Origin of the sequence: Chromohalobacter marismortui, from assembly GCF_004364315.1 — a bacterium.
Lineage (GTDB): Bacteria > Pseudomonadota > Gammaproteobacteria > Pseudomonadales > Halomonadaceae > Chromohalobacter > Chromohalobacter marismortui.
This window is the reverse complement of record NZ_SOBR01000004.1, coordinates 419361-431820: the sequence shown is the minus strand read 5'-3', so window position 1 is coordinate 431820 and position 12460 is coordinate 419361. Positions and strand designations below refer to the sequence as shown.

Below are 12460 nucleotides of genomic sequence, written 5' to 3'. Positions count from 1 at the left end.
ATGGATCGCACACCACGACATGGAGCATGACAGGCCCTTGCCATCGCTGGGATCTGGCCACCGATCAACAAGGAAACCGCATCGCCCGTGGCGATGTCAGTCACCGTAAAGGTGTCGATAAACACCGATTGAAGAGACGACTGTCCTCGACGTCGCCCACAGAGACGCGCCATTTTAGCGACAAGTTTTGGCCAAAACCATTCGTGTTATGGCGTCGAGCCATCAAACCGAGTCATCGAGACCATGGCGTTATCACTGCCGTTAGAAAAGCGCACTCTGACGCTCGCCGGGAAAGGCCTCGAAAGGCGGTAATTCGACGCGTTCGGCCAGGCGTGCATAGAAACGTCGCGCCAATTGTGGCGCTTGTCGGTTATCCGGCGTATGCACAAACAAGAAAGGGGTTTTCCCCTGTTTTATCCACAGCGTCAAGCGTTCACACCAAGGGGTAAAAAGTCGCTCGTTGATGGCCATATCACAATGCCCGATGAAACGCACGATAGGCATATTTGCCGTGGAAATCACGTGTAACGGGCGTTTCGGCTTTTCGCCCTGCGCCTTGATCAAGCGCGTGTCGTCCCCCGCGGGGGTCGCAAAAAGCGGCCTGACATCCAGCATCACGCGGTCCACGCCATAAGTTATCAACAAGCGGTTCAATTGCTGTTCCGCCGTCCCTTTGTGGAAAAATTCACTATGCCGCACCTCCACGGCGCAGGGTATTGCCGACGGCCAGTGTCTCAACAACGCCTCCAATGCTGGCAGTTCCTGAGCCCCGAAATCACGCGGCAACTGCACCATGATCGGCCCTAACCGTTCATGTAACGGCGCTAGCGCCTCAAAGAACGTCTCGAGTTCATCCGCAATGCCCACCAGGCGCTTTTCATGCGTAAGTCGTGCCGGCAGCTTGAAGCAAAAGCGAAACCCTGCCGGCGCCTGGCGCGCCCAGTGGGCGATGGTCGCCGCCTTGGGTGGCCCACTATAGAAGGTCGTGTTGCCCTCCACGCTAGTAAACACGGCACCGTAATCGTGCAGCATGCCTTCCGGTGGCGCGTGTCGAGCGTAGAGGCTACCGCGCCATTCGTTATTGGCCCACATCGGCAACCCCAGGAAAAGACGTGGCTGATCCCCCGTCATGACGCGCCTCGCGATTGTATCGCCGATATCCCGCGGCTATGATGCGCTACAAAGCGCCACCCTACCGGGTACGCTTCTTGCATCGTGTCATGCTCCCGCCTTCCGGCCACAAGCCTGAAGCGGTTCGCCGACCATCCTCGGCATCGATTCATCTTCCACACCCACGGGAGAGACAACATGAAAGGTTCCTGGCGTTCCTGGCTGACGCTGCTCGAGGGCTGCCTGTTGGTCGCGCTCGGCGTGCGCCTTCTGCAATCCGCCGACTTGCTGGTCAGCGGTACGGCGGGGTTGAGCTTGTTGGTCAGCGACTTGCTGCCGGTAAGCTTCGGCGTCGCTTTCTTCGTGATCAATCTGCCTTTCTATGGCCTTGCCCTCAAGCAATTGGGACGCGATTTCACGCTACGCACCCTGGCCAGCGTGTCATTGCTGTCGGTCTTGAGCGATACGCTCACCGCGACCTTGCCGCTGGGCAACACCCATCCTGTGGTGTGTGCCATCGCGGCGGGCCTGTTGATCGGTCTCGGGCTGGCCTTGCTGTTTCGCGCCAACGCCTCGCTGGGCGGCCTCAACATCCTGGCCCTGTATCTGGAGCGCCGCGCCGGTTTTCACGCCGGGCGCACCACGCTGTGCTGCGACCTGCTCCTGCTGCTGGTGGCCTTCATCGTCTATCCGCTGACCCAGGTCGCGGGCTCGGCCCTGGCGTTCGTCACCTTGAGCGCGGTACTGGGCCGTTATCACCGCAAGGCCAGCACTCAGCGCCGCCAGCCCGGCGATGACGAGAGCATGCGCATTCCCCGTCGCAAGGGGGCGCTGGCCCCGCATCGCGCCTCGGTATCGCGTCTGCGTGCGCTCCACGAGGAAGGCTGAACGCACCACGCCACTGGCACGAACCGTCGCGGCAAGGCATCATCGCTGACGACATCCATTCCGGAGTCGATCGCCGAGGTGCCTTGCTTGTTCATGCCGTTATCGCGACCGTCCATCGTCGCCCACCCCGTTCTGCGCCCACTCGTGCGCATGGCGTGGCTGTTGCCGCTGCTGGTACTCGGGGCTTGCAGTTCTCAGCCCCGCGCGCCGAGTACGCCTCCTCCGGCGACATCGGAACACATGCAGCCCATGGCCTGGCAGGCACTGCCCGGCTGGCGTGACGATAACGTCATCGCCGCCTGGAGCGCATTTCTCGCCAGTTGTTCGCGGCTTGAGCAGAAGCCGCGGTGGGCATCGGTCTGCAGTGATGCCAAGCATATCGACCCACTCAATGACGACGCCATCACGCGTTTCTTCGAAGCCCGCTTTCAACCTTACCGCTTACTCAACGACGATGGTTCCGCCACGGGCACGATCACCGGCTATTATGAACCCATCCTCAATGGCTCGCGTACACGGCACGGTCCCTATCAAACTCCGCTCTACCGTTTTCCCGATGCCTGGCAAGCGGCACCGCATCGCGTGCGTGCCGAACAGCGCACATTGCTGGACAGCGGCGCCCTGCGCGGCCAGGAACTGGTCTGGGTCGACGATCCCGTCGAGGCCGCCTTCCTGCAGATCCAGGGGTCGGGGCGTGTCCGACTGGACAAGGGTGGCACCATGCGCGTGGCCTTCGCAGGCTCCAACAACCAACCCTTTCGATCCTTCAACCGTGCCCTGATCGAGCGCGGCGAGATCGACGCCTCCCAGGCGACACTGCCCGGGGTAAAGGCCTGGGCCAGGCGACACCCCGAACGCGTGGAAGACATGCTCACCGTCAATCCGCGCATGGTGTTCTTTCGTGAGTTGGGTAGCGATCACAGCGCTACCCAGGGGCCGATCGGCGCCCTCGGTGTCCCCCTGACCGCGAAACGCAGCCTGGCCGTGGACCCCTCGCGCATTCCGCTGGGCGCGCCGGTCTTCCTGTCGACCACACAGCCCCTCTCGAGAACCCCCTTGCGGCAGCTCATGGTCGCCCAGGATACCGGTAGCGCCATTCAGGGGACGGTGCGCGCGGATTTCTATTGGGGACACGGTGAAGCGGCCGGTGAACGCGCCGCCCGCATGAAGCAGGATGGTCGCCTATGGGTACTGATGCCGAAATGAGCCGATCATCATCGGGCGAATAGAGGAGAGACGCATGAATGAAGATCGCCACGCCATGGCCCCGTTGGCCGTGGTGACCGGTGCCACCGCCGGGCTCGGCCTCGAGACTGCCAAGGGCCTGGCCGCGCAGGGCTATCGCGTGATCGTGGCCGCACGTAACGCGGACAAGGGCGCCTTGGCGTGTCATGCCATCCGCGCCCATGCCCCGGGGGCCATTGTGCGATACGAAGCGCTGGATCTCGACAGCCTCGAATCGGTACGCGACTTCGCTCGGCGCCTGAGGCAGACCGACGCCTCGCTGGAACGCTTGATCAATAACGCCGGGGTGATGGCCGTGCCGCGCCTCGAACGCACACGGGAGGGCTTCGAGCGGCAGCTCGGCGTCAACTACCTCGGGCATTTCCTGCTCACCAGCGAACTGCTGCCACTGCTCAGCGCCGCGACGGCGCCCCGCGTGGTGCAGCTCTCGAGCCTCGCGCATCGCAGTGGACACATCGATTTCGACAACCTGAACGGCGAGAGACACTACGATCCCTGGCGGGCCTACCGACAATCCAAGCTCGCCATGCTGTTGTTCGCTCAGGCGTTGCAGAAACACAGCGACGACCAGGACTGGGGGCTGTTGAGCCTGGCCGCTCATCCCGGCCTGTCGCGAACCGCGCTGTTCGACGACGGCGTTAAAAGCCGCCCCTTCATCGGCAGTGTCTTCAAGCTGACCCTGCCGCTGATCAGCCAGTCCGCCGCCGAGGGCGCCCGCCCCACATTGCACGCCGCGCTAAGCGATCATGTCGGGCCTGGGGAGTACATCGGCCCCGGCGGTCTTGGCGAAACCCGTGGTGCGCCCAAGACAGCACATCGCGCCCGCAACGCGCGCGACACGACGGTCGAAGCACGTTTGTGGGATGTCTCGTGCGAACTCACCGGGGCGCGCTGGGAGGCCACTGCCCCCGCGTAACGGCCTTACAGGCCTTCCTCGAGCAATTGCGGGGCGAAGTAGGTCATGATCAGATCGGCCCCCGCGCGCCGCATGGACCCCAGCGTCTCGCGGATCACCGCCGCCTCGTCGATCACGCCTTGCTGCGCGGCCATGCGGATCATCGCGTACTCGCCGCTGACCTGATACGCCACCAGCGGCAACAAGCTGTTGCGGCGAATGTCCGCCATGATGTCGAGATACGCCAGCGCCGGCTTGACCATCAGGAAATCGGCCCCTTCGGCCTCGTCGGCCAACGACTCGCGCAGCGCCTCGCGACGATTCATGGGGTCCATCTGATAAGTGTGGCGATCGCCCTTGAGTTCGGTGCCCGCCGCTTCGCGGAAGGGGCCGTAGAGCGCCGACGCCAGCTTGGTGGAATACGCCATGATGGGAATGTCTTCGAAACCGGCCTCGTCGAGCGCGCCGCGAATCGCCGCCACCTGGCCGTCCTGGGCCGCCGAGGGCGCGATGATGTCGGCCCCCGCCTTGGCCGCCGCCACGGCCTGAATGCCGAGATTGCGGATGGTCAGGTCATTGTCGACGGTATCGCCCTTGAGGATGCCGCAATGCCCGTGCGTGGTGTACTCGCAAAAGCAGATATCGGGAATCACCACCATCTCCGGCGCGGCCGTCTTGATGATGCGTACCATGCGCGACACCAGGCCATTGTCGTGCATGGCATCGCTGCCGTCGGCATCCTTGTGATGCGAAATGCCGAACGGCATGATGCCTCTGAGACCCAGCGCGCTGAGACGTTTCACTTCCGCCGCCAGTTGGTTTTCCGGAATACGATACTGACCCGGCATCCCCTCGATGGGCACGAAGTCATCCGCGTCTTCCTCCACGAAGACCGGATACACCAGATGCTCCGGGCGCAACGAGGTTTCACGCACGATGTCACGCAGCGATGATGTGCGTCGCAGGCGCCGCAGACGGGCCTGGGGAAACTGAGCAGGCATATAGCACTCCTTGGATGGTCGATGGCATGCCGCCGACGCTTTCCGATGGCGCGGCGAGCACTGCCTGGCATGAATCTTCCACCGATTTTATAGCACGCTAACGAAAACGCCCAGCCGACGAATTGTCGCATCCATCGACGGGCGCGCGTGTCACTCCACGGTCACCGACTTGGCCAGATTGCGCGGCTGATCGACGTCGGTGCCCTTGAGCACGGCGACATGATAGGCGAGCAGCTGCAACGGAATGGTGTAGACGATGGGCGCCAGGGCATCGCTGACCGCCGGCACGCGCAGCACATGCAGGTGCGCGCTGGTCTCCATGCGAATGCTCTCGTCGGCGAACACGAACAGCTCGCCGCCGCGGGCACGTACTTCCTGGAGGTTGGATTTCAGCTTCTCGAGCAGTTCGTCGTTGGGGGCCACGGCGATCACCGGCATTTCGCTGTCGACCAGTGCCAGGGGACCGTGCTTGAGCTCGCCTGCCGGATAGGCCTCGGCATGGATATAGGAAATTTCCTTGAGCTTGAGCGCCCCTTCCTGAGCGATCGGGAAGTGCGCGCCACGCCCCAGAAACAGGGCATGGTGCTTCTCGGCGAAGGCCATCGACAAGCGTTCGACTTCCCCATCCAGTGCCAGGACCTGGTTGATCACCCCCGGTAGCTCGCGGAGGCCCTGGACGATCGGTGCATGCTCGCCATTGGCGCCACGCACGCGCCCCAGCGCCAATGCCAGCAGCATCAAGGCCACCAGTTGGGTGGTGAAGGCCTTGGTCGAGGCGACCCCGATCTCGGGGCCGGCCTGCGTCATCAGCGTCAGGTCGGATTCGCGCACCAGCGAGCTGCCCGGCACGTTGCAGATCGCCAAACTGCCGCGATAATCGCGCTGCTTGGCGAAGCGCAGCGCCGCCAGGGTATCGGCGGTCTCGCCGGACTGGGACAGCGTCACGAACAGCGTCCCTTCGGGCACCACGACCTCGCGGTAACGGTATTCCGAGGCGACCTCGACCTGGGTCGGCACGCCGGCCAGCTTCTCGATCCAGTAACGCGCCACCATGCCGGCGTGGTAACTGGTGCCGCAGGCGATGATATGCACCTGCCGCACTCCTCGGAACAACTGCTCGGCATCCGTTCCGAAGCTGTTGACCAGCACTTGATGATCGCCGAGTCGCCCCTCCAGCGTGGCCGCGATGACCTGCGACTGCTCGTGGATTTCCTTGAGCATGAAATGGCGATAACCGCCCTTGCTGGTCACGCCATCGCCGTGTTCGAAGATGTGCGTCGGGCGCTCGACGCGTTCACCGCCCGCGTCGAACAGCTCGATGCTGCCACCCTGGGACAAGCGCACCACGTCGCCTTCCATCATATAGATGAAGCGGTCGGTGACCTGCAACAGTGCCAACGGGTCTGACGCGAGGAACGCCTCGCCGATGCCCACGCCGACCACCAGGGGACTGCCCTTGCGCGCGCCGATGATCGCATCGGGATCGGCGCGGTGCACCACTGCCAGGGCATAGGCGCCTTCCAACAAGGCCACGCTACGTTGCACGGCCTGGAGCAAGTCCTGGGCAAGAGTGAACTCGCGCGACAATAGGTGCGCGATCACTTCGGTGTCCGTCTCGGACGTAAAGACATAGCCCTGGGCTTCGAGCTCGCCCTTGAGCGTCTCATGGTTCTCGATGATGCCGTTATGCACCACCGCCAGACTATCGCCGGATTGATGTGGATGCGCGTTCTGCTCGCTGGGACGACCGTGCGTGGCCCAGCGGGTGTGGGCGATGCCCAGCGTGCCCTTGAGCGCGGCGTCAGCGAGTTTGTTCTCCAACGCTGCCACCTTGCCTACCGCACGCTGACGGTTGAGCCGCGCATCGTCGGAAAGCACGGCCATGCCCGCCGAGTCGTAGCCGCGATACTCGAGACGGCGCAAGCCCTCGAGAAGGATTTCCTGCACGTGACGCTCGGCAACGGCCCCTACGATTCCACACATGTTGAACTCCTCGTCTTCATTCGTTGACCGCAGCGCGGATGACGGCAATACCCTGCGTCTCGAGCCGCCGATGGGCATCGACATCGAGCCCCTCGTCGGTAATCAGGGTATGGACCCGCTCCCACGGCAGTTCCAGATTGGGGATGCGTCGGCCGATCTTGTCGGATTCGGCCAGGACCACGACTTCGCGCGCGACCTCCGCCATCACCCGCGACAGCCCCAGCAATTCGTTATAGGTGGTCGTTCCGCGCGCCAAGTCGATGCCATCGGCGCCGATGAACAATTGATCGAAATCGTAGAAACGCAGCACTTGCTCGGCGACCTGCCCCTGAAAGGATTCCGAGTGCGGGTCCCAGGTACCGCCAGTCATCAGGATCGCCGGTTCGGGTTCCACGTCGCGCAAGGCATTGGCCACCGACAGTGCATTGGTCATCACCACCAGGCCTTCACGTCCGCCCAGTTCGGGAATCATCGCCGAGGTAGTCGTACCGCTGTCGATGATGATGCGGTTGTGGGCACGGATACGTGCACTGGCCGCCCGTGCGATCGCTATCTTTCGAGGTGAAAGTGGCGTATTGGCGTCCGTCAGTATCTCGCTGGGCAGGGGCACGGCACCGCCGAAGCGGCGCAGCAGCAAGCCACTCTTCTCGAGCGTGGCGAGATCCTTGCGAACGGTGACCTCAGACGTAGCGAAGTGGCGAGCAAGCGTATCGACGCTGGTTTCACCGTGTTCATTGACGTAGGCCAACATGGCATGACGCCGTTGAGCGGTATCGCGTTTGGGCATATCATCCTTGTTCACGAAAGACATAACTTCCGAAACGAAACAATATGCGTATCAAACGCGATTCAACATCGTCGGTCAAGCACCCCCCGGCATGCGCAAGAAAAACCGCGCCCGGTGAAGGAAAAATCTCACACTCGGACGCGGCATCGAAGGGGGGTCAGGAAGACTTGCGCGGACGCTGCCATCCTGCCCGCGTGGTCTGACGCGGGCGGGCCACTGCCAGGGCCCCGGCATCGACATTCTTGTTGATGGTCGAGCCGGCCCCGACCGTCGCGCCAGCGCCCAGTGAGACCGGTGCCACCAAGGCGGTGTTGGACCCCACGAAGACATCGTCGCCGATCTCGGTACGATGTTTGTTGGCGCCATCATAATTGCAGGTAATGGTGCCGGCGCCGACATTGACGCCACGTCCTAGCCGCGCATCGCCAACGTAGCTCAGGTGGTTGATCTTGCTGCCCACGCCGACCTCGGCATTCTTGGTCTCGACGAAGTTGCCCACCTTGCTTTGACGCGCCAGGCGCGTGCCGGGGCGCAGCCGCGCGAAGGGGCCGATGTGCGCCTGTTCCGCCACCTCGGCGCCCTCGATGATGCTGTGCGCCTCGATGACCGTCCCCGCCGCGACATGACTATCGCGAATCAAGGTGTAGGGGCCCACGCTGACGCCATCGCCGAGCGTTACCTCGCCCTCGAACACACAGCCCACATCGATGAAGACGTCATGTCCGCAGACGAGTTGGCCACGCACATCGAAGCGCGCCGGGTCGGCCAGCGCCACGCCTTCGGTCAATAGACGCTCGGCCCGGTCCCGCTGATAGGCACGCTCGAGGGCGGCCATCTGCGAGCGGTTGTTGACACCTTCGACCTCCAGCGCCGAGGCGGGCGAGGCGGTGGCGATGTCAATGCCTTCGGTGGCCGCCATGGCGAAGATCTCGGTTAGATAATACTCACCCTGGACGTTCTCGGCGGAGAGACGTGGCAGCCAGCGCTTGAGCTGTGCCCCCGTGGCGGCAACGATACCGGTGTTGCATTCGGTAATAGCGCGCTGGGTCTCGCTGGCGTCCTTGTGCTCGACGATGCATGTCACGCGTCCCTCGGCGTCGCGCACGATACGACCGTAACCGCTGGGATCGGGCATTTCCACGGTCAGCAGCCCCAAGCGGGTTTCATCCACTTCGGCGAGCAACGCCGCCAAGGTCTCGGCGCGAATCAGCGGCACATCGCCGTAAAGAATCAGCACCTTGCCGTCGCCCATCTTCTCCAGCGCCTGGGCCACGGCATGGCCGGTGCCTTTCTGTTCGGCCTGGAGGGCGAAACCCACCTCGCGCTCACCGAGTTCGGCCTCGACTTGCTCGGCGCCGTGACCGATCACGACGTGGGTGCGCGTCGCGCCCAGTCGCTCGGCAGTATCCAGCACGTGCGTCACCATCGGCTTGCCCGCCAACGCATGCAGAACCTTGGGCTTGGCCGAACGCATCCGCGTTCCCTGGCCGGCGGCGAGTATCACCACGTCTAACGTCATCGCTGTCGTCCCTATGCATCTCTCCAAGAAGATGGAGATATTCTACGGCGGGCGCAAGACGCTACCAAGCGACATACGTCATGTCGCGGTGCCGCCCACGAAAAAGGCGACCCGTGGGTCGCCTTCATGACAACGGCATTGCGTGCGCCGACTAGCGTCGACTGCCCTTCTCGCGCAGTTGCTGGATGGTACGCAACTGGGCGACGGCTTCGGCCAGTTCGGCAGCGGCCCGGGTATAGTCGAGATCGGACTGCTTGTCGCCCATGGACCGCAAGGCCTCCTGGCGCGCCTCTTCGGCCGCCGCCTCGTCGAGGTCATGCGCGCGTGTGGCCGTATCGGCCAGCACCGAGACCACCTCCGACTGGACCTCCAGGAAGCCACCCGTGACGAAGTACACTTCTTCTTCGCCACCTTCGCGCATCACGCGTACCGGGCCCGGCTTGAGCTCGGTGAGCAGCGGTGCGTGGCCACGCAGAATACCCAGATCGCCCGACACGCCGGCCGCCACTAGCTGCTCGGCGTTGCCGGAGAAGATGGCCTTCTCGGCGCTGACGATGTCGCATTGGAAGCTAGCCATCGCTATCTCCTCGTTCATGGGAGCGTCGGGCCCGGCGCATCTCGGGTGGCAGCGCCGGCCCTGCACTCCCCAATGGGCGTGGCCTTACTTCATGTTGTTGGCTTTTTCGACGGCTTCGTCGATGGTGCCAACCATGTAGAAGGCTTGTTCAGGCAGTTCATCGTACTCACCGTCGAGGATGCCCTGGAAACCACGAATGGTCTCCTTGAGAGAGACGTACTTGCCGGGCGCCCCGGTGAACACCTCGGCGACGAAGAACGGCTGCGACAGGAAGCGCTGGATCTTGCGCGCCCGCGCCACGGTCAATTTATCTTCGTCGGCCAGCTCGTCCATCCCCAGGATGGCGATGATGTCCTTGAGTTCCTTGTAGCGCTGCAATACGCCCTGCACACCGCGCGCGGTGTTGTAGTGCTCCTCGCCGACGGTCAGCGGGTCGAGCTGGCGCGAGGTGGAATCCAGCGGATCGATCGCCGGGTAGATCCCCAGCTCGGCGATGGAGCGCGCCAGTACCACGGTGGCATCCAGGTGCGAGAAGGTGGTCGCCGGTGACGGGTCGGTCAAATCGTCCGCGGGGACGTAAACCGCCTGCACGGAGGTGATGGACCCCGTCTTGGTCGAGGTGATGCGTTCCTGCAGCACGCCCATTTCTTCCGCCAGTGTCGGCTGATAGCCCACCGCGGACGGCATACGGCCGAGCAGTGCGGACACCTCGGTCCCGGCCAGGGTGTAACGGTAGATGTTGTCGACGAACAACAGCACATCACGCCCGTCGTCACGGAACTTCTCGGCGATGGTCAAGCCGGTCAAGGCCACGCGCAGGCGGTTCCCGGGCGGCTCGTTCATCTGGCCATAGACCAGCGACACCTTGTCGAGAACGTTGGATTCCTGCATCTCGTGGTAGAAGTCGTTACCCTCGCGAGTACGTTCCCCCACCCCGGCGAAGACGGAATAACCGCTGTGCTCGGTGGCGATGTTGCGGATCAGCTCCATCATGTTGACGGTCTTGCCGACCCCGGCACCGCCGAACAGGCCGACCTTGCCGCCCTTGGCGAACGGACACACCAGGTCGATGACCTTGATCCCCGTTTCCAGCAGCTCTTCGGATGCTGCCTGATCGGCATAGCCCGGGGCCTTGCGGTGAATCGGCATGCGCTCGTCTTCGCCGATCTCGCCGGCTTCGTCGATAGGCTCGCCGAGCACGTTCATGATGCGCCCCAGCGTGGCCTTGCCCACCGGCACCGAAATCGCCGAACCGCTGTTGACGACATCGAGGCCACGCTTGAGGCCTTCGGTGGTGCCCATGGCGATGGCACGCACGACACCGTCACCTAGCTGTTGCTGTACTTCCATGATGGTCTCGGTTTCGGAGACCTTCAGCGCGTCGTAGACCTTGGGCACGTCGTCCCGCGGAAACTCTACGTCAATCACCGCGCCGATGATTTGTACGATACGTCCGCTCATGTTGGTTCCTCTAATACCTGCAAATGAAACCTGCTTCGCCTGGACCCCGAGGCAACCCACTCAGGGGGCTCGGTGGGACCTGCGTCGTCATACGGCGGCGGCGCCGCCGACGATCTCCGAAATTTCCTGGGTGATCGCGGCCTGACGGGCCTTGTTATAGACCAACTCCAGATCATCGATCAGATTGCCGGCATTGTCGGTCGCGTTCTTCATCGCGATCATCCGCGCCGCCTGCTCGCAGGCCGCATTCTCGACCACAGACTGATACACCTGGGATTCCACATAGCGCACCAGCAAATGATCGAGCAGGGTCTTGGCGTCCGGCTCATACAGGTAGTCCCAGCTGCCGCTGGTACGTGTCTCTTCTTCGTCGTCATCCGCCTCGGCGACCAAGGGGAGCAACTGACGCACGATCGGCTTCTGCGTCATGGTGTTGACGAACTCGTTATGCACCACGTAAAGCCGATCCAGTTGTCCCTCATCGAAGGCCTTCAGCATGACACTGACGCTCCCGATCAGGTCTTCGACGGCCGGGGCCTCGCCCAGACCGCTCTTGCCCGCCACCAGATTGCCGCCATGGTTGCGAAAGAACACATTGGCCTTGGACCCGATGGCCGCATAATCGACCTCGACGTCCTGTTCATGCCAATACTTGGCTTCGCGCGTCACGGCCTTGAACACATTGACGTTCAGGCCGCCGGCCAAACCGCGGTCGCTGGAAACCACGATATACCCCACACGCTTGACCTCGCGCTCGATCATGTACTCATGACGATATTCGGGGTTGGCCTTGGCAATATGGCTCACCACGCGTCGGATCAGCTTGGCGTATGGTTGACTGGCCGTCATGCGCTCTTGAGCCTTGCGCATCTTCGACGCAGCGACCATCTCCATGGCGCTGGTGATCTTCTGCGTGTTCTTGATGCTCCCGATCTGGGTGCGAATCTCTTTTGCAGCTGCCATCTCGATCTCACCCTCTTGCGAGCCGCTCAGC

The 12460-nt window shown here is 63.0% G+C and carries 11 protein-coding genes; 3 read left to right on the top strand and 8 right to left on the bottom strand.

The window, feature by feature from the left end; genetic code table 11:
• Positions 1 to 261: 261 nt before the first annotated feature.
• On the bottom strand, positions 262 to 1131 hold the full coding sequence (locus tag C8E00_RS11325) for a DUF72 domain-containing protein (protein WP_133697602.1): 870 nt from the start codon (positions 1129 to 1131) through the stop codon (positions 262 to 264).
• 177 nt (positions 1132 to 1308) lie between these two features.
• Between C8E00_RS11325 and C8E00_RS11320 the strand changes: the two genes are divergently transcribed.
• From C8E00_RS11320 to C8E00_RS11310, 3 genes are all read left to right on the top strand, one after another.
• Entirely contained in the window at positions 1309 to 1998 is a 690-nt protein-coding gene (locus C8E00_RS11320) for a DUF6198 family protein (protein WP_133697601.1), read from the top strand.
• 93 nt (positions 1999 to 2091) lie between these two features.
• A complete protein-coding gene (mltA, locus tag C8E00_RS11315; protein ID WP_133697600.1) occupies positions 2092 to 3204 on the top strand; it encodes a murein transglycosylase A in 1113 nt (370 codons plus the stop codon).
• Positions 3205 to 3238: 34 nt separating this feature from the next.
• On the top strand, positions 3239 to 4159 hold the full coding sequence (locus tag C8E00_RS11310; protein ID WP_133697599.1) for an oxidoreductase: 921 nt from the start codon (positions 3239 to 3241) through the stop codon (positions 4157 to 4159).
• A gap of 5 nt (positions 4160 to 4164) precedes the next feature.
• Here C8E00_RS11310 and hemB read toward each other — a convergent pair whose 3' ends face one another.
• The 7 genes from hemB to atpG all read right to left on the bottom strand — a co-directional run bounded on the left by hemB (position 4165) and on the right by atpG (position 12429).
• A complete protein-coding gene (gene hemB, locus C8E00_RS11305) occupies positions 4165 to 5139 on the bottom strand; it encodes a porphobilinogen synthase (protein ID WP_133697598.1) in 975 nt (324 codons plus the stop codon).
• A gap of 150 nt (positions 5140 to 5289) precedes the next feature.
• A complete protein-coding gene (gene glmS / locus C8E00_RS11300; RefSeq protein WP_133697597.1) occupies positions 5290 to 7122 on the bottom strand; it encodes a glutamine--fructose-6-phosphate transaminase (isomerizing) in 1833 nt (610 codons plus the stop codon).
• 16 nt (positions 7123 to 7138) lie between these two features.
• A complete protein-coding gene (locus C8E00_RS11295; RefSeq protein ID WP_243833176.1) occupies positions 7139 to 7924 on the bottom strand; it encodes a DeoR/GlpR family DNA-binding transcription regulator in 786 nt (261 codons plus the stop codon).
• Between the two features lie 142 nt (positions 7925 to 8066).
• Positions 8067 to 9428 (bottom strand): bifunctional UDP-N-acetylglucosamine diphosphorylase/glucosamine-1-phosphate N-acetyltransferase GlmU, encoded by a 1362-nt coding sequence (gene glmU, locus C8E00_RS11290; protein ID WP_133697596.1) that lies wholly within the window; start codon positions 9426 to 9428, stop codon positions 8067 to 8069.
• A 151-nt stretch (positions 9429 to 9579) separates the two neighbouring features.
• Positions 9580 to 10005 (bottom strand): F0F1 ATP synthase subunit epsilon, encoded by a 426-nt coding sequence (locus C8E00_RS11285; protein WP_133697595.1) that lies wholly within the window; start codon positions 10003 to 10005, stop codon positions 9580 to 9582.
• A gap of 84 nt (positions 10006 to 10089) precedes the next feature.
• Complete coding sequence (gene atpD, locus C8E00_RS11280) at positions 10090 to 11466, bottom strand: F0F1 ATP synthase subunit beta (protein WP_133697594.1); 1377 nt, start codon at positions 11464 to 11466, stop codon at positions 10090 to 10092.
• An 87-nt stretch (positions 11467 to 11553) separates the two neighbouring features.
• Positions 11554 to 12429, bottom strand: coding sequence for a F0F1 ATP synthase subunit gamma (gene atpG / locus C8E00_RS11275; RefSeq protein ID WP_133697593.1), 876 nt, complete (start codon positions 12427 to 12429; stop codon positions 11554 to 11556).
• Positions 12430 to 12460: the final 31 nt, after the last annotated feature.